Annotated in this window: 18 protein-coding genes, 4 pseudogenes and 1 CRISPR repeat array; of the genes and pseudogenes, 12 read left to right on the forward strand and 10 right to left on the reverse strand. The window is 58.4% G+C overall.

Features of this window, described 5'->3' with window-relative positions; all coding sequences use genetic code 11:
• Positions 1 to 118 precede the first annotated feature (118 nt).
• From pth to DXA70_RS12285, 3 genes are all read right to left on the reverse strand, one after another.
• The gene (pth, locus tag DXA70_RS12275; RefSeq protein WP_347553568.1) at positions 119 to 679 is read right to left on the reverse strand and encodes an aminoacyl-tRNA hydrolase; all 561 of its coding nucleotides are present in this window, start codon (positions 677 to 679) and stop codon (positions 119 to 121) included.
• A gap of 158 nt (positions 680 to 837) precedes the next feature.
• On the reverse strand, positions 838 to 1359 hold the full coding sequence (locus DXA70_RS12280) for a hypothetical protein (protein ID WP_128118640.1): 522 nt from the start codon (positions 1357 to 1359) through the stop codon (positions 838 to 840).
• A gap of 24 nt (positions 1360 to 1383) precedes the next feature.
• The gene (locus tag DXA70_RS12285) at positions 1384 to 2127 is read right to left on the reverse strand and encodes a UDP-N-acetylglucosamine diphosphorylase (protein WP_128118641.1); all 744 of its coding nucleotides are present in this window, start codon (positions 2125 to 2127) and stop codon (positions 1384 to 1386) included.
• A 364-nt stretch (positions 2128 to 2491) separates the two neighbouring features.
• Here DXA70_RS12285 and ppdK point away from each other — a divergent pair.
• Both ppdK and DXA70_RS12295 read left to right on the forward strand, forming a co-directional pair.
• Positions 2492 to 5157 (forward strand): annotated as a pseudogene (ppdK, locus tag DXA70_RS12290) (pyruvate, phosphate dikinase).
• A 245-nt stretch (positions 5158 to 5402) separates the two neighbouring features.
• A complete protein-coding gene (locus DXA70_RS12295; protein WP_242981010.1) occupies positions 5403 to 6986 on the forward strand; it encodes a C69 family dipeptidase in 1584 nt (527 codons plus the stop codon).
• 145 nt (positions 6987 to 7131) lie between these two features.
• On the opposite strand, the gene DXA70_RS12300 is transcribed toward DXA70_RS12295, so the two are convergent.
• The gene (locus DXA70_RS12300; protein ID WP_128118642.1) at positions 7132 to 7410 is read right to left on the reverse strand and encodes a hypothetical protein; all 279 of its coding nucleotides are present in this window, start codon (positions 7408 to 7410) and stop codon (positions 7132 to 7134) included.
• A 206-nt stretch (positions 7411 to 7616) separates the two neighbouring features.
• On the opposite strand from DXA70_RS12300, the gene DXA70_RS12305 reads away from it, so the two are divergent.
• From DXA70_RS12305 to cas6e, 9 genes and pseudogenes are all read left to right on the forward strand, one after another.
• A complete protein-coding gene (locus DXA70_RS12305; protein WP_055185444.1) occupies positions 7617 to 8135 on the forward strand; it encodes a hypothetical protein in 519 nt (172 codons plus the stop codon).
• A 10-nt stretch (positions 8136 to 8145) separates the two neighbouring features.
• Positions 8146 to 8370: a hypothetical protein gene (locus DXA70_RS12310; RefSeq protein WP_128118643.1), complete on the forward strand. Its 225-nt coding sequence runs from the start codon at positions 8146 to 8148 to the stop codon at positions 8368 to 8370.
• A gap of 356 nt (positions 8371 to 8726) precedes the next feature.
• On the forward strand, positions 8727 to 9083 hold the full coding sequence (locus DXA70_RS15165; protein ID WP_278321342.1) for an HD domain-containing protein: 357 nt from the start codon (positions 8727 to 8729) through the stop codon (positions 9081 to 9083).
• Positions 9084 to 9157: 74 nt separating this feature from the next.
• Positions 9158 to 11464 (forward strand): CRISPR-associated helicase Cas3', encoded by a 2307-nt coding sequence (cas3, locus tag DXA70_RS12315; RefSeq protein WP_278321343.1) that lies wholly within the window; start codon positions 9158 to 9160, stop codon positions 11462 to 11464.
• Positions 11451 to 13078, forward strand: a pseudogene (gene casA / locus DXA70_RS12320) (type I-E CRISPR-associated protein Cse1/CasA). Before cas3 ends, casA begins: the two are co-directional and overlap by 14 nt.
• A complete protein-coding gene (gene casB, locus DXA70_RS12325) occupies positions 13075 to 13716 on the forward strand; it encodes a type I-E CRISPR-associated protein Cse2/CasB (protein WP_128118644.1) in 642 nt (213 codons plus the stop codon). The pseudogene casA and the gene casB overlap by 4 nt, the downstream one beginning before the upstream one ends.
• A gap of 3 nt (positions 13717 to 13719) precedes the next feature.
• Positions 13720 to 14802, forward strand: a complete 1083-nt coding sequence (cas7e, locus tag DXA70_RS12330; protein ID WP_128118645.1) for a type I-E CRISPR-associated protein Cas7/Cse4/CasC — start codon at positions 13720 to 13722, stop codon at positions 14800 to 14802.
• Entirely contained in the window at positions 14802 to 15503 is a 702-nt protein-coding gene (gene cas5e / locus DXA70_RS12335; RefSeq protein WP_243001382.1) for a type I-E CRISPR-associated protein Cas5/CasD, read from the forward strand. Before cas7e ends, cas5e begins: the two co-directional genes overlap by 1 nt.
• 26 nt (positions 15504 to 15529) lie before the next feature.
• Positions 15530 to 16113, forward strand: a pseudogene (gene cas6e / locus DXA70_RS12340) (type I-E CRISPR-associated protein Cas6/Cse3/CasE).
• A gap of 122 nt (positions 16114 to 16235) precedes the next feature.
• A CRISPR array of direct repeats spans positions 16236 to 16751; the repeat unit is 28 nt; unit sequence CTTTTCCCCGCATACGCGGGGGTGATCC.
• Positions 16752 to 17169: 418 nt separating this feature from the next.
• Here cas6e and DXA70_RS12345 read toward each other — a convergent pair.
• A pseudogene (locus DXA70_RS12345) lies at positions 17170 to 17589 on the reverse strand (HD domain-containing phosphohydrolase); the annotation flags it as partial.
• Positions 17590 to 17689: 100 nt separating this feature from the next.
• Between DXA70_RS12345 and DXA70_RS12350 the strand changes: the two are divergent.
• Complete coding sequence (locus DXA70_RS12350; protein WP_128118647.1) at positions 17690 to 18664, forward strand: calcium/sodium antiporter; 975 nt, start codon at positions 17690 to 17692, stop codon at positions 18662 to 18664.
• An 84-nt stretch (positions 18665 to 18748) separates the two neighbouring features.
• Here DXA70_RS12350 and thiM read toward each other — a convergent pair whose 3' ends face one another.
• The 5 genes from thiM to DXA70_RS12370 are packed head-to-tail and all read right to left on the reverse strand — an operon-like array spanning position 18749 to position 22306.
• On the reverse strand, positions 18749 to 19576 hold the full coding sequence (gene thiM / locus DXA70_RS12355) for a hydroxyethylthiazole kinase (RefSeq protein WP_112115743.1): 828 nt from the start codon (positions 19574 to 19576) through the stop codon (positions 18749 to 18751).
• Positions 19577 to 19595: 19 nt separating this feature from the next.
• Positions 19596 to 20306 carry a YitT family protein gene (locus DXA70_RS12360; RefSeq protein WP_243001383.1) on the reverse strand — a complete coding sequence of 237 codons (711 nt, stop codon included), beginning with the start codon at positions 20304 to 20306 and terminating at the stop codon, positions 19596 to 19598.
• A complete protein-coding gene (locus tag DXA70_RS14835; protein WP_243001384.1) occupies positions 20261 to 20461 on the reverse strand; it encodes a YitT family protein in 201 nt (66 codons plus the stop codon). Before DXA70_RS14835 ends, DXA70_RS12360 begins: the two co-directional genes overlap by 46 nt.
• Before the next feature lie 34 nt (positions 20462 to 20495).
• Entirely contained in the window at positions 20496 to 21149 is a 654-nt protein-coding gene (locus DXA70_RS12365; protein ID WP_128118648.1) for an HAD family phosphatase, read from the reverse strand.
• Positions 21150 to 21175: 26 nt separating this feature from the next.
• Positions 21176 to 22306: a GGDEF domain-containing protein gene (locus tag DXA70_RS12370; RefSeq protein ID WP_128118649.1), complete on the reverse strand. Its 1131-nt coding sequence runs from the start codon at positions 22304 to 22306 to the stop codon at positions 21176 to 21178.
• Between the last annotated feature and the right edge of the window lie 383 nt (positions 22307 to 22689).

Raw genomic sequence — 22689 nt, forward strand, 5'->3', positions numbered from 1 at the left:
AAAAACGACACCTCTTTGCCAAGGGCTCCCCTGTTAGGAAAGACTCCCGCCGGGGGCAGGGTGGCGACGCAAGTGCCGAAAGGGGAACGGCTGTCGAGCGGATGCGAGACTGAGAGGTTTATCCATTATATTTACTCTGAGCGAAGCCGAGCTTGCCGTCCATGATGAGTTTGGCGGCGGCTTCCATGTCCGGGTAGCGGTCGGTCATCGCTTTGACATCCTCAGGCGGGAACTTGCCCAGTACCCAGGCGGCAAGATCGTAATCCGGATGGGGCTTGGCACCCACGCCAAGACGGATGCGGGGGAAGTTTTCCCCGCCCAGCCGGGCAATGATGCTCTTGAGGCCGTTGTGCCCGCCTGCCGAGCCGGAGGGCCGGATGCGGAGCTTGCCGGGGGCCTGGGTGATGTCGTCGCACAGGACGATGACATGGTCGACCGGGATCTTGAAGAAACCTGCCAGCGGGGCGATGGAGTCGCCCGAAAGGTTCATGTAGGTCAGAGGCTTGAGCAGGACGACCTTGTGGCCCTCCACCTCGCCCTGTCCCCACAGGCCTTGGAACTTGGTCTTGCCCACAGAGATGTTCCACTTGTCGGCCAGTGCGTCCAGCGCGGCAAAACCGGCGTTGTGGCGGGTGCCATCGTACTTTGCTTCGGGGTTGCCAGCCCTGCAATGAGCCAGATATCGTTTTCATTCATGATATGATAATACCTTTTCCTGATAATAGTGTGATACAACATCTAAGTATAACATACGCGCGCGCAAAAAGATATACATTATAAGCGAAAAATGGGCAAAAAATGCCCCCGTGCCGCAGGGCACAGGGGCAAAAGGGTTTATTACAGGTTCAGTGTGATGGCAGCGGCCTTCCAGCGGCCGTCCTCCTTCACCATGGTGATGGTGCCGGATACCTGCGCGGCGGAGGTGCTGTCCGCAGCGGTCAGCAGGGCGGCAGAAAAGTCGTAGCAGTTTTCTGCCCCGGCGTGCTTTTTCAGGGTGAGGTCAGCGGGCGTCAGCTTGTCGCCGGACTGCCCGGCCAGCGCAGTGATGCGGGTGGGCAGACGGTTCGCCATGACCTTGTCAAGGCAGTCGGCAGTCATGGCATCGCCCAGCTGCGCCTGAAGAAAGGCGTACAGCCCATCAGTATCTACCGCAACAAGCCCCGGTTCACTGCCGGCGGGCGCGGCGGCGTCCACGGCCTGCTCCACGGCAGAGGAGCAGGAGAGCAGCTGCTGCACCACGAACTCCGCCTGTTTTTTGGCCGGGTCGCTGCGCAGACGGGTCAGGGCAAACACGGCGGCAACAGCCGCGAAGAAAAGGACAAGGCTCAGCGCCTGCTTGCGAAAATTTCCAGATTTCATACGCGGCTCCTTTCCGGCAGAGGGTTACTTGCTCTGCTCTTTTTCCAGCTTCTGTTTCTTGGCGATGTAGGCCGCCATCTTGGGCTCGGCCCAGCCGTCCAGATTGGTCTGGCGCTCCCGGGCGATGCCCAGCGCCTGCGCGGGCACGTCTTTGGTGATGGTGCTGCCGGCGGCCGTGTAGGCTCCGTTGCCGATCTTGACCGGGGCCACCAGGTTGGTGTTGCAGCCGATGAAGCAGTAATCGCCGATGGTGGTGCGGAACTTATCCTTGCCGTCGTAGTTGCAGGTGACGGTGCCGCAGCCGAAGTTGCAGTACTTGCCCACATCGCTGTCGCCGATGTAGGTCAGGTGGCTGACCGTGTTGCCCCGGGCAAAGTTGGAATTCTTGGTCTCCACATAGGCACCCAGATGGACGCCGTAATCGGTGACGGTGTTGACCCGCACATGGGTGAACGGCCCGATGTTGTTGTGGGGGCCCAGATGACTGCCGTACACTTGGCTGGCGTTGACGGTGGTGCCCTCGTCTACGGTGCTGTCCTCAATGAGGCTGTTGGGGCCGATGACGCAGCCCGCGCCGATGACGGTTTTGCCCCGCAGGATGGTGCCGGACAGGATCTTTGCCCCGGGGGCGATGACGACGCTCTCGTCGATCTCCACGGTACGGCTCTCGATCATAACGCCGTTTGCAATGTGGCGCAGCAGCACTTCTTCACGCTTTGCCTCGGCAGCATCCAGCCGCGCGCGGGCGGCGGAAAAATCAGAATTCATAAAAATACCTCCTCCGGAATGCCCAACTGAGCGACAAACTCGGCCAGAAAGGGCAGTGAGACGGAATGCGACAAATTAAATGGATAGTAAGTTGTATCCAACAAGTGAGAAAAACAACGAAAAATGAGAAAATACTCTCGAAATTCTTCCCATTCTATATTAGCGTAAAAGTGAGTGAAATGCAAGAGATTGCACAAAATTTATCAATTAAATTTGGCGCTTTGACCGATGGAATGACCCGGGATTTCTGGTATAATAGTTTAGCATTCACAATAACAAATGTTCATCGTGACCAAAGACAGAGCAAACGATGAGACCGCCGGAGCGTTGCGCCGGAGGCCACCAATTGGGAGGTAAAGAACGCATGAGCAAAACGTATCTGTACTACTTCAGCGAGGGCAACAAGGCCTTCGGCGGCGACAAGACCACCATGAAGAACATTCTGGGCGGCAAGGGCGCCGGTCTGGCAGAGATGACTGCCGCCGGTATGCCGGTGCCTCAGGCTTCACCATTACCACGGAGGCCTGCACCCAGTATTATGCAGACGGCCGTCAGATCAACGATGAGATCACTGCTGATATCTTCGAGCACGTCAAGGGCCTGGAGGAGATCACCGGCAAGAAGTTTGGCGATAACGCAAACCCCCTGCTGGTCTCCGTCCGTTCCGGCGCGCGTCAGTCCATGCCCGGCATGATGGACACCATCCTGAACCTGGGCCTGAACGACGAGGCTGTTGAGGGCCTGGCCAAGAAGACCAACAACCCCCGCTTTGCATACGACTGCTATCGCCGTTTCGTGCAGATGTTCGCCGACGTCGTCATGATGGTTCCGAAGAGCCTGTTCGAGGTCGAGATCGATAAGATGAAAGAGGTCAAGGGTGTCAAGAACGACGTGGACCTGACCGCTGAGGACCTGAAAGAGCTGGTCGGCATCTTCAAGAAGATCTATGAGGAGAACGAGGGCAAGCCGTTCCCCCAGGATCCCCGTGATCAGCTGATCGAGGCTGTCAAGGCTGTCTTCCGCAGCTGGGACAACCCCCGTGCAAACGTCTACCGCAAGATGAACGAGATCCCCTACGAGTGGGGCACCGCTGTCAACGTCCAGCAGATGGCTTTCGGCAACTCCGGTGATCGTTCCGGTACCGGTGTTGCATTCACCCGTGACCCCGCCACCGGCGCTAAGAAGCTGATGGGCGAGTACCTGATCAATGCACAGGGCGAGGACGTCGTTGCTGGTGTCCGCACCCCGTCTCCCATCAGCCACCTGCACGAGCAGATGCCTGAGGTGTACGATCAGTTCGTTGAGATCGCAACCCGTCTGGAGAACTACTTCCGCGATATGCAGGATATGGAGTTCACCATTGAGGACGGCCACCTGTACATGCTGCAGACCCGTAACGGCAAGCGTACCGCACAGGCTGCTCTGCAGATCGCATGCGACCTGGTGGACGAGGGCATGATCACCGAGCAGGAGGCTGTCCTGCGCGTGGAGCCCAAGCAGCTGGATACCCTGCTGCATCCCCAGTTCGACGCTGCTGCCCTGAAAGCAGCTGAGGTCGTCGGCAAGGGCCTGGCAGCTTCTCCCGGTTCCGCCTGCGGCCAGATCGTCTTCACTGCTGAGGAAGCAGAGGAGAAGGTCAAGTCCGGCGAGATGAAGAAAGTCGTTCTGGTCCGTCTGGAGACCTCTCCCGAGGACATCGTCGGCATGCAGGTTTCTCAGGGCATCCTGACCGTCCGTGGCGGTATGACCAGCCATGCAGCCGTTGTTGCTCGCGGTATGGGCACCTGCTGTGTTTCCGGCTGCGGCAATGACAACGATGTGAAGATCGACGAAGAGGCTAAGACCTTTGAGATCAACGGCCACAAGTTCGTTGAGGGCGATTGGATCTCCATCGATGGCTCTACTGGTAACATCTACGGTGAGCAGATCGCTACGGTTGCAGCTACCGGCAACAAGAACTTCAACCGCTTCATGGGTTGGGCAGACGCAGCTCGTCAGCTGCTGGTCATGACCAACGCCGATAACCCGCGTGACGCACAGCAGGCCGTTGACCTGGGTGCCGAGGGTATTGGCCTGTGCCGTACCGAGCACATGTTCTTCGCTGAGGACCGCATCGCTGCTGTCCGTGAGATGATCTGCGCACGTACCGTTGAGGAACGCAAAGTCGCTCTGGCAAAGGTTGAGCCGTTCCAGGAGGCAGACTTCACCGCGATGTACCGCATCATGGGTGAGCGCCCGATGACCATTCGTTACCTGGATCCGCCTCTGCATGAGTTCCTGCCCACCAAGGCTGAGGACATCGCTGCTCTGGCAAAGGATATGGGCATGACCGCAGAAGAGCTGAACAACGTGGTTGTCAGCCTGCACGAGTTCAACCCCATGATGGGCCATCGTGGCTGCCGTCTGGCTGTTACCTATCCTGAGATCGCTGAGATGCAGACCAACGCTGTCATCAAGGCTGCTCTGAAAGTCTCCGCTGAGACTGGCCACATGATCACCCCGCACATCATGATCCCGCTGGTTGGCGAGGTCAAGGAGCTGAAGTACGTCAAGGACGTCGTGGTTGCAACTGCCGACAAGCTGATTGCTGAGGCTGGTGTGGACATGAAGTACCAGGTTGGTACCATGATCGAGATCCCGCGTGCCGCTCTGACCGCTGGCGATATTGCGAAGGAAGCTGAGTTCTTCAGCTTCGGCACCAACGACCTGACTCAGATGACCTTCGGCTTCAGCCGTGATGATGCTGCCAAGTTCCTGGGCGCATACTACGAGAAGAAGATTTACGAGAGCGATCCGTTCCAGCACCTGGATCAGATCGGTGTCGGCAAGCTGATCAAGATGGCTGCTCACGATGGCCGTGAGACCCGTCCCGACCTGGGCCTGGGCATCTGCGGCGAGCACGGCGGCGATCCCTCCAGCGTCGAGTTCTGCCACAATGTTGGCCTGGACTACGTCAGCTGCTCTCCGTTCCGTGTGCCTATCGCACGTCTGGCTGCCGCTCAGGCTGCGATCAAGAACCCCCGCAAGTAATCGCGTGAGGGCTTGAGAAAGCACAAATAACGCAAACGAACCGCCTCGGTTTCCGAAAGAGGAAGCCGGGGCGGTTTTTTGCGCTCACGGAGGGGCAGATGAAAAACGCAGTATGAATATATACCATATAAAAATGAATATATGCTAAAATTTCGGGAAAATACTTGCATTTTCATTAAAATGGGTGTATTATAACACCCGCCGACGAAATGCCGACAATCAACAAGAGAGGGATCGATACTATTATGTCTTTGAAGAAGAAAATTGCTGCGGCTTTCATCGCCTGTGCGATGACGCTTGCCGTGGTTCCTTCCGCTTTTGCCTGCACGGCACTCTATGTCGGCAGCGACCTCACCGAGGATGGCACCACCATGTTTGGCCGGATCGAGGATCTGGGCACCAACGATTACAACAAGCTGTTCAACATCAGCCCCGCCGGGAAGCACACCGCGGGCGAGGTGTACGAGGGCTGCTACGGCTTTACCTACACCTTCACCCACGACAGCTACCGCTACACCGCTCGCCGGGACGACAACGGTCTGGGTGTCTGCCCGGACTGCGACAGCACCCACGAGCACACCCCCTATGAGGAGGCTGGCACCAACGAGAAGGGCGTCATGGTCTCTGCCACCGAGTCTCTCTACGGCACCGACGCCGTGCTGAGCGTAGACCCCTATGTGGACAACGGCATTGAGGAAGCCGAGATCACCACGGTGCTGCTGAGCGAAGCTTCCACAGCCCGCGAGGGTGTTGCCCTGCTGACCTCCATCTACGACAACGCCGGTGCAGCCGGCGGCTCCGGCGTGTTCATTGCCGACCAGAACGAGACCTGGTTCGTGGAGAACCTGACGGGCCACACCTACCTTGCCCTGAAGCTCTCCTCCAGCGTGGTCTTCATGCAGCCCAACATCGCCGCTATGGGCAAGATCGATCTGGATGACACCGACCATGTGGTGGCCTCTGCCAACCTGATCTCCGTGGCCCAGAAGGCCGGTACCTTTGTGGGCGACGCCGCTGCCAATGTCATCGATCTGGATGCTTCCTACAACGGTGACATCGCATCGGACCGCATGGCAGCCGGCCTGAACTATCTGTACGGCACCGACACCTTTACGAAGGACAACTACAGCGAGACCGACTTTGCTATCAGCAACGTCGGCGAGAACGGTGCCATCGTCCCGGTCTACTCCAATATCCAGCTGACCAAGAAGTTCTCGGTGGAGGATTCCATCCACTTCTTTCAGACCGAGCCCATCGGCAAGACGGGCAATGTGGAGACTCATCTGTTCCAGGTGAGCGCCACCGGCGATCTGAACACCGCCATTACCGAGTGGACCGCTTTTGACGACGACGTGTACAACGCCTTCGTCCCTTACTATCCGATGCTGACCACCGACACTGCAGATGTCTACAAGGTCTCGGTCCATAAGGTCACCCGTTCCGACGAGCAGCCCACCGAGGGCGTCTGGTATCAGGATGCCAAGGGCCGCTACTATACCTACCCGGACGACTGGACCGACTCCTTCTACGGCGTGCGTGACGCCCTCTCCAACCTGCTGACCTACGGCAGCAATGGCAACCAGGTCACCGCAAAGGATCGGGCAGCAGCCAAGGCCAGCTATGCCGCGCTCCAGCAGGAGATCATGGCCGACTACGCCGATATGAAGGCCGCCGTTGCCGCCGCCGACACGCTTGAGGCCAAGCAGGCTGCCGCCACCAACGCCAGCAATGCCATGAGCCAGAAGGTGTACAACACCACCCTGAAGATGTACAATAAGCTCCAGGCCAAGACGGCCGCCCGGGCATGGGTCAGCTCTCTGCTGCACTGAGGCTTTGCAGCGCCTGAGGCGTTTCCCATAAAACCGCAGCGCCCCCGGTTTCCATGACAGGAAGCCGGGGGCGTTTTGTGTATGACTGCTCCTTGCAAACGCAGCCCATTCGTTCTATACACAACCGCCGGAATTTCGCCCTCACTTACAGTGCTGTCCCAATCCATGTCAACAGGAGAGCCGCAGGCTCATCAAGAAGCACCAGCTCTTCAATTTTATCGCAGTTGATCAGCAAAAGAGAGTTGTCCATACAAGGAATGGCCATATATTTTTCAGTGCTATTTTTATAAACTAGCTGCCGGGTATAGGCCGTTATCGGAAACCACAAATATTTTGGCTGACCTTGGACTAAGATGCCTAAGTGTCCCCAAAATCCACCGGGGGAATGGATTGTTGTTGAATCATTTTTGACAAAGTAATTCATGCTGCTGACCGGAGTTTGAAAATAACCGTCGCCCAGTACACCAGTTACTCCGGTTCCAAGGCAATAGGCGACATCTCGCAGTTCTGCGAGGGGGACATCTTTACACAAAAAGATTTGAAAAGCGAGAGACGGTGACTGGTTGAAAATTTAAGAGCGACTGAGTATAATAAAACTGTAAAATGCTTTATTTAGGAAAAGAGGTCTGTATGGCAAAGTTTGTACCATTTATTATAAAAACAGACGGCAGTCAGAATATCAGTGTGAAAATCGTGCGCATGAAAAAATCTGACGCAGTACAGACTGAAAAAGAACCCGTCTGGCAAACAAGCTGGTTGTCAGATTATATTCAGGATGATGCCTTTGAAAAGTATGCCTTAAAGACGAGTAATGGCGAATTGGTTGCGCTGGCTGCATACGAAATATTGGAAAATGACGTGATGGTTCATATTACCTACATTGAGAGCCAGCCGGAAAGCAATCCGACAATTGTCGGGCATTCTAAAAAGTATCAGGGCATTGGCCGGGTGTTGATTGCGTACGGAATCAAGCTGTCGATTGACCATGAATGCGGCGGGACGGTCACATTCGAGGCAAAGGTTCCGGAGCTGGCAGAGCATTATGTCCGGGACTATGGAGCTTGTCCATTGCCGAGTTTTGGCGGAGCACCGCGTTATGAACTTTCTGGTGAGGCGGCAATGAACATCTTTGTAACTTACTTGAAATGAGGTGTGTTTGATGAGTGCAAAAGAATATTTTCAGCGTGATGCAGAGCGAGAGACATTTTATCGCACATTTTATCAAATTTGCAGACGCTTTAATGTCACATGGTCAACAGCAACGCCGGAAGTCCGAGCTTTTATTGAGGAAGTTACCCGTGTGACTTATGAACAGGAAAAAGCAAAGCGTAACGGAGTTTCTCTTAGTACAGTGAAGCCGTTCTTTGGAGATACAGCGTGTTAAAGAAACGGCATATCACTGTTGCGAACGCTCTGCAATTTTGGCGCCCGCTCAGGCTGCGATCAAGAATCCCCGCAAGGTTTTGCGTGAGGGCTTGAGAAAGCACCAATAAAGTATATGACCGCCCCGGTTTCCGTAACAGGAAGCCGGGGCGGTTTTTTGTGCACAAAAAGCGAGTAGAAACTTTGTGCTTCCCTACAAAACTATGAAAAATAATTGACAAGAGTGGGGAATCGGTGCTAGCTTTGAAAAAATAAAGAAAAAATGCTTTAAAATTGCAAAAGTCCATCTTATAGTACAAGCACAATGCTATATCTATCTCGGAAAGTAACACACACCGGACGAACAGGAGGCGCGGCATGAAACTGACCCATTCAAAGTTCCTGGCGGGCAAAACCGATCCGAATAATACGAGCCTCTGGCTGCCGCTCTGGATGCATCTGCGGGATACGGCAGAGATCATGGAATTGCTGGTGCGGAAGTGGCTGCCGGAAAGCGTGAAGAAAGCAACCGACCTGGACGAAGAAGCCCTGATCGCGCTGGCACGCTTTTTGGGCTGGACACATGATCTTGGCAAGAGCGTTGTTGCCTTTCAGAGTGTCCTGATGCCGCTGCTGCCAGAGGCAAGGCAGCGAATGGAGCGCTTTACTACCTTGACCTGCCCGGAGCAGGACCGGAAGAAAACACCTCACGCCGGGCGAGCGAAGCGATTCTGATAGAGCTGAAGTGTCCGCCAGGAATCGCCTCCATTGCGGGGGCCCACCACGGCAAGCCGCAGGAGCAGGAAGAAGTGGAAGCTCAGCTGGTGAGCTGGACATGCAACTACTACCCCAAGGGAGAAAAGGCATTTTGGGAAAGCTGCTGGGATGAGTTGTTTGAGACAGCGCTGAAAGATTGCGGCTACGACGACCCGGCAGAGCTGCCGGACTTGACTCCGCCTACAGAAATTCTGCTGACAGGACTGCTTATCATGGCGGACTGGATCGCCAGCAATACCGAGTATTTTCCGTTGATCCCGGTAGAAGAACTGGGGAACGAAGTGGCTTATCCGGAGCGTGCGGAACGGGCCTGGAATAAATGGGATGAGAAAGACCTGACGGCACCCTGGGAGGCGCAGACTTCTATTGTGGACGCAGAGGAGTTCAAAGCGCGTTTTGGATTCCCACCCAACGCGGTACAGGCTGCTGCCGTGGAAGCAGCCAACAGTGTGAGCGCCCCGGGAATTTTGATTTTAGAGGCCCAGATGGGTGTAGGCAAGACGGAGGCTGCGCTGGCAGCCGCGGAAATTCTGGCGGCGCGGTTTGGCGCGGGTGGAATCTTCTTTGGCTTGCCTACGCAGGCAACGGCAAACGGGATTTTGGGGCGGCTGGTGCAGTGGGCGGACAACCAGCCGGACAGGCTGCTAAAGTGCATCCGGCTGGCCCACGGCATGGCAGAGCTGAACGAAGAGTATATCCGCTTACAGGAGCAGACCGTTCCGGTAGAAGACGACTGGGACGATTCCGAGACAAACGGGCACCGGGTGCAGGTGCACCAGTGGTTCCGGGGCAGCAAGCAGGCGCTGCTGGCCTGCTTTGTCATTGGCACGGTGGACCAGCTGCTCATGGCGGCGCTCAAACAAAAGCATGTGATGCTGCGCCACCTCGGCCTTGCGGGCAAGGTGGTGATCATCGACGAGTGCCATGCCTATGATGCCTACATGAACCGCTACCTTGACCGGGCGCTGGAATGGCTGGGCTGGTATCGGGTGCCGGTGATCTTACTTTCAGCCACGCTGCCGGCCCGGCGGCGGGCAGAGCTGGTGGAAGCCTACCAGCAGAAGCGAACCTCCGCACCAGACGCACCGTGGAAGACCAGCTGCGGCTATCCGCTCCTGACCTGGACGGATGGGGAGGAAGTCCGCCAGACGACCATTCCGCTGGATATGCCCAGCCGGACGGTACAGACGGTTCCGCTGACGGAAGATGGCCTGCCCGGTTTCCTGCGCGAAAAGATGCAGGCGGGCGGCTGCGCGGGTGTCATCGTCAACACCATTAAAAAGGCACAGGCCGTGGCCCGGATGCTGCGGGAAGCTCTGCCGGAAAAAGAAGTGCAGGTGTTCCACGCACAATTCCTGATGCCGGACCGCGCCGCGCGGGAGCAGGAGCTCATGGAGCGGATCGGCAAGCACTCGACTCCGGTCCGGCGGGATGGACTCATTGTGGTGGGCACGCAGGTGCTCGAACAGTCGTTGGACATTGATTTTGACGTTATGGTGACGGAACTTTGCCCGATGGACCTGCTGCTACAGCGCATTGGCCGTCTGCACCGCCACACCTGGCGCTGCCGCCCACAGCCGATGCAGGCAGCCGTCTGCGCAGTGCTGGATACCGGAGAGGAAGCCTTTGATGAGGGCAGCGCGGCAGTCTACGGAAAGTGGCTGCTCTGGCGGACACGGGAACTGCTGCCTCAGACCATCCGCCTGCCGGAAGAGATCTCCCCGCTGGTACAGCAGGTGTATGGCTGGGCGGCGGAGGACAAACTGCCCGAAGACGCCGCCAGTGAGAAGCTGTGCCATAACTATGAACTGGAACAGGGAAAGCGAAAGGACCGGGCAGAGGCTTATCTGGTGCATCACCCGAAGGTGTATAAAAAATTCCCCCGGCTCAATACGCTGGACGGCTGGATGGCAGACGAGGGTGCCTGTTCTGACCCGGCGGCCCGGGCGGCTGTCCGTGACGGCGACCCGTCTGTTGAGGTGCTGGTCATGGTGCAGGGGCGGGATGGCAGCATCCATTTCCTGCCGTGGCAGGAGGGAGGCCGGACGGTAGCGTCCGACTGCCCGCCGCAGCCGGAGGAGGCGCTGAAGATCGCGCGGCAGAAACTGCGGCTCCCGGCAGTGTTTGGCAAGGAATGGAACGTGAAACGCGTCATTGACGAGCTGGAAGCGGACAACCGCCGTCTGCTGGCCCAATGGCAGTTCTCCCCGATGCTGCGCGGGGAGCTGGTGCTGCTGCTGGATGAAACGCTGACGGCCCATCTGGCGGGGATGACGCTCCATTATGACCGTGAGAATGGTCTGGTTTATGAAAAGGAGGAAGCTGATGCAGGAAATTGAGTTCAACCTGTTGACGGAACCCTGGGTCCGTGTCCGTCTGCCGGACAATACCGTGCAGGAAGTTTCTCTGACGGATGCACTGGTCCATGCGCAGGAGTACATGGACCTGGCAGGGGAGATGCCCACCCAGGACGCGGCCATGCTGCGGCTGCTGCTGGCGGTGTTGTTTACGGTCTTCTCCCGCGTGAACGAAGTGGGGGAGCCGGAGCCGCTGGAAGACGAAGAAACCGCTCTGGAGCGCTGGGGAGCGCTGTGGGAACTGAAACATTTCCCGGAGCAGCCCATCCGGGACTATCTGGAGCAGTGGAAAGACCGCTTCTGGCTCTTCCACCCGGAGCGGCCATTCTGGCAGGTGCCGGAGGCGGCTATCGGCACGGAGTACGGCGCAGCAAAGCTGAACGGCGAGATGTCGGAGAGCAGCAATAAGATTCGGCTGTTCCCACTCTATGCCGGGGCGGGCAAAACAGAGATGACCTATGCGCAAGCGGTGCGGTGGCTGCTGAGTGTCAACGGCTATGATGACACCTCGGCAAAGCCAAAGGGCAAAGGACTGCCCTCGGTAGGTGCAGGCTGGCTGGGCAAAATCGGCTATATCCAGGCCAGCGGCGAAAATCTGTTCGAGACGCTGATGCTGAATTTGACTCTGCTGAAAGACGGCACTGAATGCTGGAGTGAAAATAAGCCTGCTGGGAGTTGGATGCGCCCAAGAGCGCAGAGCGAACAGAGATTTTACAGCCGGACAATCCGGCACAGCTGCTCACACTTCAATCCCGTCGGCTGCTCCTCCACCGGGAAAATGGAAAAGTGGATGGTTTTTCTCTGCTGGGCGGCGATTTCTTCCCGCGCGAAAGTGCTTTTGTGGAGCAAATGACCATCTGGCGTAATGCTACGACCAAAAAGAATGAGCCGCCGGTGTTTGTGCCCTGCCGCCATGATGCGGCAAAGCAGTTCTGGCGGGAGTTTCCGTCCGTGTTCTGCAAGGGCGAGGGCAATGTTCATCAGCCGGGCGTGGTGCGCTGGGTAGAAAAAGTACAGCAGCTGCGGTTTTTGAGCCCAAAACGAAGAATCAATTTCCGTATCTCAGCGGTGCAATACGGGGACAAAGACTTTTTCGTGAATGATTCGTTCAGTGATAGTCTGGCATTTCAGGCTGTTCTGCTGGACGAGCTGGGCTATGGCTGGCAGAACCGCATCACTGATGAAATTAGCCGGTGCGAGCAGGCAGCCTCTCTGGTGGGGCACTTGGCGCAGGATATTGCTACTGCCGCGGGCGATAAAAACGGAAATGCCAGCGCCCCGGCCCGTTCCCAGTTCTATTTTGCAGTAGACCAGCCGTTCCGACAGTGGCTGCGGAGCATCGACCCGGAAGAAGATGACATGACCGAAACCACAGCCCGCTGGCAGGTGATCGCCCGCGGCATTGCAGAGCAGCTGGGCCAGCAGATGGTGCTGGAGGCTGGCAGCGCCGCGCTGGTAGGGCACCGGGTCAAGCTGGACGCCGGGAAAAAGACCGAACGGATGGAGCTGTACACGGCTCCCAAAGCTTATAACCGCTTCCGGGCGGGGCTGTACAAACTTTACCCGAAAACAAACGATGAGGGAGGAACGGCATGAGTGAGAAAAACGAGAGCCGCACACAGGCCATCAGGGGCTATGTGGACGGCAAGATTCAATGGCTCTGGGGTCTGCCGGAGAACCAGCGGCGTGCAGAGCTGGCAAAGCTGCGACGGGGCATCGGACATGCACCCGGGGAGCTTCCAGACCTGTGGGGCGGCCTTTTGCAGGGGATGCCTGCGAGCTTTTACGGCACAAATGGCCCCTCCCATGAAGAGTGGGCGGTCTATCTGGCACTGACCCTGTATGCCCTGCACCAGCAGAGCAACGATACTGTGTGCGTGAGCCAGCTCGGCTGCACGCTGGGCCGGGCCGTGCGCAGGCTGGCGGAGCAGACCGTGGCCAGTGGGCAGGACTGGACCGAGAGCAGCATTCTGCGGCGGTTCAACGCGCTGGCTACCGCCGAAGAAATTACCGAGATCAGCCATCATCTGCGGGGCATGATTCAGCTGCTGCGGGCCGCAAAGCCGGACAGCATCCCGCTGGATTACCCGCAGTTGGCTGTTGACCTGTACGGGCTGCAGTGCGATGCCCCGCAGCTGGCACAGCTGCCCGCCAACATCCGCCTGCGGTGGGGGCAGGACCTCTACCGCTACGAGAAGAACGAATCGTCCGAGACGCAGGAAAAGGAGAACTGACTTATGAAAAAGCGTTTGTATGTTGACTTCCATGTGCTGCAGACTGTGCCGCCCAGCTGCATCAACCGGGACGATACGGGCAGCCCCAAAACGGCCATTTACGGCGGCGTGACCCGCGCCCGGGTCTCCTCTCAGGCGTGGAAGCACGCCATGCGGCAGGCCTTTGTAGAGGAAAGCCTGCTGGACGAAGAGGATGTGGGTAAGCGCACCAAAAAGGTGACGGAGCTGGTGGAAAAGGAGATCGCCGCCCTTGCCCCGGAAAAAGATGCTGCCAAGCTGGCCAAGAAGACGCTGGACAATGCAGGCATCAAGAACGATGAGAAAGGCACCAAGGCCCTGTTCTTCATCAGCCAGGCACAGATCAAGGCACTGGCAACATTGGCGGTGGCCGATGATATTGAAGACAAGAAAGCATACAAAGAAGCTCTGCAAAAGGCGCTGAGAAAGAATCCGTCGGTAGACATTGCCTTGTTTGGCCGGATGGTGGCAGATGACCCCTCTCTGAAATTTGATGCCGCTGCACAGGTGGCCCACAGCATTTCTACCCATGCAGTGCAAAACGAATACGACTACTTTACCGCCGTGGATGACTGTCAGGCAGAGGACAACGCGGGCGCAGGCCATCTGGGCACCGTGGAGTACAACTCTGCAACCCTGTACCGCTATGCAACCGTCAATGTGATGGAGCTTGAACGCCATCTGGATGCGAAAAAAGCAGCCGAAGTGGTGCGGAGTTTTGGGGAGGCGTTCATCCGCTCCATGCCCACGGGCAAGCAGAACACCTTTGCCAACCGCACTCTGCCGGATGCCGTCTATGTGACCATCCGGGAGGACCAGCCCGTGAACCTCTGTGGTGCCTTTGAGCGGGCGGTGCGGAAGAGTGCGGAGGGCTACGCGGAGCCCTCCAAGAACGCGTTGCAGGCCTATGCACAGCAGCTGTATCAGAGCTTTGCGGAGGCCCCTGCAAAGAGCTTTACCGTGGGCACCGGGCTGGAAGCACTGGCCCCGGCCCAGCCGCTGAACCCCATGCTGGATGCACTGGAAAAGGCTGTCCGGGATGCGCTTGCCGGAAATGAGGTGGGGTAATGGCAACGCTGTTGCTTCGGTTGGCAGCGCCTTTGCAGGCGTGGGGCGCGGATTCCAAATTCGAGACCCGGAAAACGGCCCGGGAGCCTACCAAGAGCGGAGTGATCGGCCTGCTGGCCGCGGCGCTGGGCCTGCGGCGGGATGAGACCGAGCCATTGACCCGGCTGGCGCAGCTGCGCTTTGGCGTCCGGGTGGAGCGGGAGGGCCAGCTGTTGGTGGATTTCCACATGGCCCGCAACGAGGAGAAAGACCGCTCCTATGTCACCTACCGCCATTACCTCGAAGATGCTGTTTTTCTGGTGGGCCTGGAAAGTGAAGATACCGCTTTGCTGCAGGAACTGGCAGAGGCGCTGACCCACCCGGTGTTTCCGCTGTATCTCGGCCGCCGTGCCTGCCCGCCCACCCTGCCGCTCTGCCTGGGCCTGCGGGAGCAGGGCCTTGTGGAGGCCTTGCAGGCGGAGCCCGCGCTCTGCCCCAGCGGGCCCAAGCCGACCCGCATCGTGGCGGATGCCGCACCGCAGGAGCCGGGGGCTGTCCCGCAGCGGGATGTGCCTCTCTCCTACGACCCGCGGCACCGGCAGTACGGTTACCGCTCGGCCCGGGAGATCTCCCTCCGGCAGCCCGCAGGGCCCCGGAGCCGACCGCCCATGACCCATTCTGTGAATTGTGAGGTGAAGTGCAGATGTATTTATCCCGTGTAGAGCTTGACCCCATCCGCCGCAGCACCATGACGGCGCTGGCGGCACCACAGAAATTCCATGGCGCGGTGGAAAGTGCCTTTTCCGGGGAGCGCCGCCGTCGGTTGTGGCGGCTGGACCGGCTGGGCGAAAAGCTGTATCTGCTCCTCCTCAGCGAGGAGATGCCGGACCTCTCCGGCGTTGTGGAGCAGTTTGGCACCGGAGCGGCACCAGAGTCCCGGAATTATGACCCGCTGCTGGCGCGGATCACACCGGGCAGCCGCTGGCAGTTTCGGTTGGCGGCCAACCCCACCAAAAGCTGCAAAGACGCCCAAAAACCGCAGCGCGGGGAACCGTGGCTGCACACTGCACGACACAGTACCAGAAGCAGTGGCTGTTGGATCGCGCCGCAAAGCACGGCTTTGCCCTAACGGAGGATTCCTTTACCGTGACCCGGGTGCAGTGGCACCACTTTGCCAAGCGCGGCACCCGCCCGGTGTCGCTGCTGGCGGTGACGTATGAGGGCGTTTTGCAGGTGACGGACCCCGAGGCGTTCCGGAACCTGCTGTGTCAGGGCATGGGCCGGGGCAAAGCCTACGGCCTTGGCCTGCTGACCGTGATGCGTGGAGGATAAGACCATGGCGGAGATGCCGGGCATGATCCGGCCAGACCTGCAGGCGCTGCCGCAGGTGAAAGACCGGATGACCTTTTTGTACCTCGAACTCGCCCAAGCTTGCGGTCAGATGCTGGATGGAACTTTTCCCCGCATACGCGGGGGTGATCCCGACATTGCCGCCTTGCAGGCAAAGAACGTGGACTTTTCCCCGCATACGCGGGGGTGATCCCCCAAAGCGGCCGTCCACCTTTGTATGCATTTTCTTTTCCCCGCATACGCGGGGGTGATCCCGAATGGTTCAGAGATCAAAACACACAGCAGCCCTTTTCCCCGCATACGCGGGGGTGATCCCTACCGCAACGCCCGGGCCGCTGGGCTGGACGTCTTTTCCCCGCATACGCGGGGGTGATCCGGGGGGTGAAAATTGCGTACCACCTACGCCACACTTTTCCCCGCATACGCGGGGGTGATCCTACTGATCCAGCAGCAGGCCCAGATTGATGGTCCTTTTCCCCGCACACGCGGGGGTGATCCCCGCATCGGGCGCAATATGCTGCAAGCCATGGTCTTTTCCCCGCATACGCGGGGGTGATCCCACCAGCACGATGATGTGGTGCAGCCATTGCTCCTTTTCCCCGCATACGCGGGGGTAATCCCTGGTCAGATGAGATGTTTGATGGCTCTGTCGGCTTTTCCCCGCTTTTAATGATGCCGTCCATGACCGCTTGCCTTTTCCCCGCATACGCGGGGGTGATCCCCGTGCAAAGCGGTCTGAAGTCGTTGATTATCTCTTTTCCCCGCATACGCGGGGGTGATTCCATCAGGATACCGCCAGCGGGAACAGGCTTGGTCTTTTCCCCGCATACGTGGGGGTGATCCCAGTATATCGACCTGATGATCCAGTCCGACCGCCTTTTCCCCGCACAGGCGGGGGTGATCCAAAAACGTAACGGCTGGGGTGGACAGAACAGCTTCTCCGACATACTCAGAATACTATTTTTTCTCCGCAAAGCAAAAGCAGCGACCTTGTTCATTCAATCAAACCAGGTCACTGCTTTTTGCATGTGTGAAATTTTAGCGATTTACAGCGATGTTTTGCAACTTTTTCTGGAGCTCGGCTTGGATATCGGTGAGGCATTCCAACAAAAGGGGATTGAACGCGCCGCATTCCCCGTTCAGGATCATCCGCATGGCAGTCTCGTGGGAGAACGCCTCTTTGTAGCAGCGCTCACTGGTCAGGGCGTCGTACACATCGGCCAGGGAGACGATCTGCGCGCTGATGGGGATGTCATTGCCCTTGAGGCCGTCCGGGTAGCCCCGGCCATTCCAGCGTTCATGGTGCCAGCGGGCGATGTCGTAGGCGGTTTGCAGCAGGGGCTCATCCTCAAAATTTTCCAGCCGCCGCAGCATGTTGGCACCCTGCATACAGTGGGTCTTGATGACCTCGAACTCCTCTTTACTAGAAATCGTTTTCGGCTTCTGTGCAACAATTTTCTGCGGGGTGGGGTAAAATGGGCAAAAGATTGCAATAAAATCAAAAATCTGGTATGATAAAAAGACGTTTCGCATTGTATCTGTATAGGAGGGAAAAGCCATGCTGATTCCGGTTATTTTATTTATCATCGGCCTGCTCTGCCTGATCAAGGGCGGCGACTGGTTTGTGGATGGCGCTTCGGCGCTGGCCCGGCGGTTCCACCTGCCGGAGCTGCTCATTGGTGCCACGGTGGTGTCCATCGGCACCACCCTGCCCGAGGTGATGGTCTCCACCATGTCGGCGGTGTCCGGCCATGGTGAGATCGCCTACGGCAACGCCATTGGTTCTGTCATCTGCAACGCGGCGCTCATCGCGGCCATTACCATCGCCGTCCGCCCGGGCAAGGTGGACCGTAAGACGCTGGGGATGCCAGTGGCGTTCTTCTTTGCGGCGGCAGCGATCTACTGCGTGGCAGCCTACGGCTTTGGCAAGTTCACCCGGCCTATGGGCCTCATCATGCTGGCCCTGTTCGTGGCCTATATGGTGGCCAACGTGCTCCAAATGAAAAACGCCCCGGCGGGCGCTGAGGCCGAGGCCGAAGCAGAGGCTGCCGAGGAAGAAATGACCCTGACCAAAACGCTGGTGCTTCTGGTGGCGGGTGCCGTGCTCATCGCCGTGGGTGCCAACCTGCTGGTGGACAACGGCACCCTCATTGCCCAGGCGCTGGGCGTGCCCGAGTCCGTCATTGCACTGACCTTTGTGGCCCTGGGCACCTCGCTGCCCGAGCTGGTCACAGCCATCACGTCCCTTGTCAAGGGCTGCAGCGACCTCTCGCTGGGCAACATCGTGGGCGCCAACGTCTTCAATCTGGTGCTGGTCAGCGGCGCGTCCGTGACCATTGCGCCGTTCACCATCCCCCAGAGCTCCACCCTGTTTGGCATCAATTCCAGTCTGGTGCTGGACCTGCCCGTGATGCTGGCCGTCATGGTGCTCATGTGTGTCCCGGCGCTGGTGCGGGGCAAGCTCTCCCGGGTGCAGGGCGTGCTGCTGCTCTGCATCTATGCGGCGTTCTGCGCCATCCAGTTCACCATGTGAGCTGGGGCTGAAACGGAATCAAAACCACAAAAACGTCCCGCAGGGCCTGAACCCTGCGGCGTTTTGTGGTATCATGACGAAATATTACTTTGAATAAGACTCCCAGCGGACAGAGGCGTCCAGCTGGGCGGGGGTCAGGTTGAACACGGCGTCAATGAGGTCGGTGCGGAACGTGGCGTTGCCGGTGCCGTGGGCAAGGCGGCGGGCCTCGGCCAGCTCTCCCGCAACCCCCATCGTCGCCGCCGCCGCGCAGGCCGCCGCAAAGGGCTGGCCGGGCATGGCCCCGCAGAACGCGCCCATGAGGGCGGTGAGCATACAGCCGCTGCCCGTGACGCGGGACATGGTGGCGCAGCCGTTGTGGAGCAGAATGGTTTCTCTGCCGTCCGTCAGCACGTCGATGGGGCCGGAAACGGCCACCACGGCCCCGGTCTGCACTGCCAGCGCTCTGGCAGAAGCCACGGTGCGGGGGAGGGTCTTCTCCGTGATCTGGTCGGCGTCGCTCACGTCCACGCCGCTGCCCGCCGCCCGGCGCTGGGCCAGAGCACGAATCTCCGACGCGTTGCCCCGGATGACCGCAAACTGCACGGCGTCCAGCAGCCGGGCCGATTCCGCCCGGCGGAGGCTGGTGTTGCCGGCGCCCACAGGGTCAAAGACCACGGGTTTGCCTGCCCGGTTGGCCGCCTGCCCGCCCAAAATCATGGACTCCACTTTGTCGATGGCACCCAGATTGCACAGCAGAGCGCTGGCGGCGGCAGCGGTCTCCTGCACTTCCCGGATGTCCGAGGCCATGGTGGGGGAGCCGCCCACGGCCAGAAGGATGTTGGCGCAATCGTTGACGGTGACAAAGTTGGTGATGCAGTCCACCAGCGGGGCGCGGCGGTGCACCTGTTCCAGAGCAGAACCAAAGTTCATGGAGAAAAGCCTCCTTGTGTTATAAAAAAGAAGAGGTCTTGCCGGGGTCAATAAAGCCCTCGCCGTACACTTCGCCCGCCTCCGTGACCATGACCATGCAGCCGGGGTCGATGCGGTAGGCGGCGGTGCGGATGCGGTAGACCTGGGGCCGAGCGCAGACGCAGAGGAGCATCTGCCGCTCGGTGTTGGTGTAGGTGCCAATGGCTTTGAGCATGGTGGAGCCGCGCTCGCACTCGCGGGAGATCTCGTCGGCGATCTCCTGCCCTTTTGTGGTGATGATGGTGAGCATCTTGCTGGAAGAGCTGCCGTACATGACCTTATCAATGACCAACGAGGTGATGACCGTGGTGACGAGGCCGTACAGAACGGAATCCACCGTGCCGAACACGGGCCAGCCCAGCAGGATGACGACTAGATCAATGCCGCCCGTGACCGCCCCGATGGAGAGGTGGGGCCGCAGCACCTTGATGGACATGGTGAGGAAATCCGTGCCGCCGCTGGAAGAGCCCCGCATGTAGAGCAGGGCCAGCGCGAAGCCCCAGGTGACGCCTGCAAACAGGGCTGCCACCAGCGGGTCGCCGGTATAGCAGCCCACCCGGGCAAAGACGACATCCTGAAAAACGGTGCACCACACCATGCTCACCAGCGACTTTGCCAGAAAGGCCCGGCCCACAAAGCGGATGCTCAGGGCCACGAGAGGCAGGTTGAACACCAGCGTGGTGATGCCCACGGGCAGGTGCCACAGGTAGTTGACGATGAGGCCAGGCCCGAGATGCCGCCGGGGGCAAAGTCTGAGCCGCGGGCAAAGTAGCAGATGCTGAGGGCATACAGGAACCCGGCGGCCAGATTGTACAGCTGGTCCACCACGAGGGTGCGCTTGTTCATAAAAATCGCCTCCCGGTATCAAAACAAAAAGAAATTACTGGATGGAAGCTGCCAGAGCGGGAATCTCGCTCAGATTCCCGATGTGGAAGCGGGCCGCGCTCTGGTCAAAGGGGAAGCGCTCGTCCCGCAGGGCGGCCACAAGGCCCCCGGCGGCCGCGCCCGCCTGCACGCCGTAGGTGGAGTCTTCCACGATAAGGCATTCCTCCGGGCGGCGGCCGAGCCGCGCCATGGTGTGGAGATAAATTTCAGGGTCGGGTTTGCTGGCTTCAAACTGCTCCCCGCTGACGATGACGGGGAAAAACTCCATCAGCCCGCACTCGCTCAGCACCTGCCGGATGTTGCTCATGGGGCTGGAGCTGGCCAACGCCAGCTGCAAGCCCATGGCCCGCAGCTGCTTCAGCATGGGGCGGGCTTCCGGGCGGAGGATCTCGGGGAAGTGGATGGGCTCGTTTTCGTCGGCCTGCATCAGCTCTTTTTCAAACTCCGGGGTAAAGGGCACCCGGCAGAGCCTGGCCATAAAGCGGGGATACTCCTGGCTGGACATGCCCACGGTGGGGTACATGCTCTCCAGAGTGACCCAGGGGTATTTTGTTTGCAGGTTGCGGGCCTGCATCCCGAGGTAGACGGGTTCGCTGTCGATGAGCACACCGTCCATATCAAAGATCACGGCCCGGATGGGGGATGGCATAAGAACACTCCTTTCCAGCGGCGGGTTCACCGCGGATGCTCCTGATGATAGGCCTTTTTCTCAGCGTACATTTTCTGATCCAGCTCATTGAGGAAACTCTCGGTGGAGCGGCCATTGTACCGGGCCAGGCCCATAGAGAACGAAAGCTTGAACGGAGCGGTTGTGGTCTGGTTGAAATGGCGCAGGCCATCCTCAATGGCGGCCCGGGTATCTTCCAGCATTTTGCCATTGCCGCGGCTCAGCAGGATGACGAATTCATCGCCCGCCATCCGGATGGCAACAGCGTCCTCCGGCAGGGAGGCGGAAAGGATTTTGCCGATCTCCCGAATGGCCCGGTCGCCCATAGAGTGGCCGTAGCGGTCGTTGATCTTTTTGAAATCGTTCACGTCCATCATGATGCCGTACAGCTGGCGGGGGTTCGTCTTGTGAGCTTTCTCAAGATAGAAGTTCATGTATTTGCGGTTGAACAGGCCGGAAGTCTCGTCCACAAAGGTGTTGAAGTTTTGCAGCTGGATGTGGATGAAGACCATCGCGACCGCTACGGCCAGCCAGCCTGTGGACAGACCGTAGAATATGCCTTGGACGACGGTGCCCAGGATGCAGGGGATGACAAAATAGAACACCGGGAAAAACTCAATGGTAATGCCGGTCTGTTTGGAGCGGGTGACTCGATAAATACTCTCGGCAAAGTAAAGGAACAGCGTGGCATAAAGGAGAAAATTCAGCGGGCCGCGAGAGTAGACATTTTCTGCCGAGACGTGGAAGATGAGCCCGGTGCCGAACAGGTTGATGACCATGAGAAGCTGTACGAGGAGGAGCGGAATGCCCAGCGTCAGGATTTTCCGGTGCAGCCGCCGGGTGCTGCGGTAGATACGGAAATCCACGAACAGGCACCACAAAAAGCCCACCAAAACGGTGGAACCGGTGCAGAGGGTATTGGTAAGGACAACGAGCGTGTGACAGCCCCGGAACGGCTGCCCGTCAATGAGGAAACTGATGGTCTCGGTGACCAGCGCGACCAGCGTGACCGCCAACATTCCATCGTAAAGGACGGCACCGGTCTGTTTTGTCTCACTGTTCCGGACGCGGAGGAGGAACAGAAAGACCACAAGGATGATACCGGTTCCATTTGCGACCAGAATTTCCGGAATGTTCATGGGAAGCCTCCTTTCGCCGTCAGAAGATGAAATGTATGAAAAATCATTTCCTTATGCAAGGACTTTATCCAGTTGGAATTGCAGGATCGTATTCAGCCGGTCGAGTCGTTCAAGCTCCTTTCGGCGAAAACAGGACATACGATCAATCTTATTATATCATGAAAATGGAGCTTGCCAAGGGGAAGAGAAAACGTGATGGCCCTGTTCGAGTCCTGTACCGCCCACATCGCTCTAACGTAAGTCAGGGGCGGAACAAAAAAGAGAGCCGCCAACTTGAACTGCACCCCATTTGTTAGACAGTATGGTATACTGTTTAGGAAATGGGGTGTTTTTGTATGCCAAAGGGAATACCACAGAAAAAATATAGTGGGGAATTCAAAATA

It is taken from the genome of Faecalibacterium sp. OF04-11AC (genome assembly GCF_003460645.1).
GTDB lineage: Bacteria > Bacillota > Clostridia > Oscillospirales > Ruminococcaceae > Faecalibacterium > Faecalibacterium prausnitzii_I.

Coding starts and splice junctions, on each gene's coding strand:
- DXA70_RS12280 (WP_128118640.1), bottom strand. CDS start 1,359: ATGAAATCTGGAAATTTTCGCAAGCAGGCGCTGAGCCTTGTCCTTTTC.
- DXA70_RS12285 (WP_128118641.1), bottom strand. CDS start 2,127: ATGAATTCTGATTTTTCCGCCGCCCGCGCGCGGCTGGATGCTGCCGAG.
- DXA70_RS12295 (WP_242981010.1), top strand. CDS start 5,403: ATGTCTTTGAAGAAGAAAATTGCTGCGGCTTTCATCGCCTGTGCGATG.
- DXA70_RS12300 (WP_128118642.1), bottom strand. CDS start 7,410: ATGAATTACTTTGTCAAAAATGATTCAACAACAATCCATTCCCCCGGT.
- DXA70_RS12305 (WP_055185444.1), top strand. CDS start 7,617: ATGGCAAAGTTTGTACCATTTATTATAAAAACAGACGGCAGTCAGAAT.
- DXA70_RS12310 (WP_128118643.1), top strand. CDS start 8,146: ATGAGTGCAAAAGAATATTTTCAGCGTGATGCAGAGCGAGAGACATTT.
- DXA70_RS15165 (WP_278321342.1), top strand. CDS start 8,727: ATGAAACTGACCCATTCAAAGTTCCTGGCGGGCAAAACCGATCCGAAT.
- casB (WP_128118644.1), top strand. CDS start 13,075: ATGAGTGAGAAAAACGAGAGCCGCACACAGGCCATCAGGGGCTATGTG.
- cas7e (WP_128118645.1), top strand. CDS start 13,720: ATGAAAAAGCGTTTGTATGTTGACTTCCATGTGCTGCAGACTGTGCCG.
- cas5e (WP_243001382.1), top strand. CDS start 14,802: ATGGCAACGCTGTTGCTTCGGTTGGCAGCGCCTTTGCAGGCGTGGGGC.
- DXA70_RS12350 (WP_128118647.1), top strand. CDS start 17,690: ATGCTGATTCCGGTTATTTTATTTATCATCGGCCTGCTCTGCCTGATC.
- thiM (WP_112115743.1), bottom strand. CDS start 19,576: ATGAACTTTGGTTCTGCTCTGGAACAGGTGCACCGCCGCGCCCCGCTG.
- DXA70_RS14835 (WP_243001384.1), bottom strand. CDS start 20,461: ATGAACAAGCGCACCCTCGTGGTGGACCAGCTGTACAATCTGGCCGCC.
- DXA70_RS12365 (WP_128118648.1), bottom strand. CDS start 21,149: ATGCCATCCCCCATCCGGGCCGTGATCTTTGATATGGACGGTGTGCTC.
- DXA70_RS12370 (WP_128118649.1), bottom strand. CDS start 22,306: ATGAACATTCCGGAAATTCTGGTCGCAAATGGAACCGGTATCATCCTT.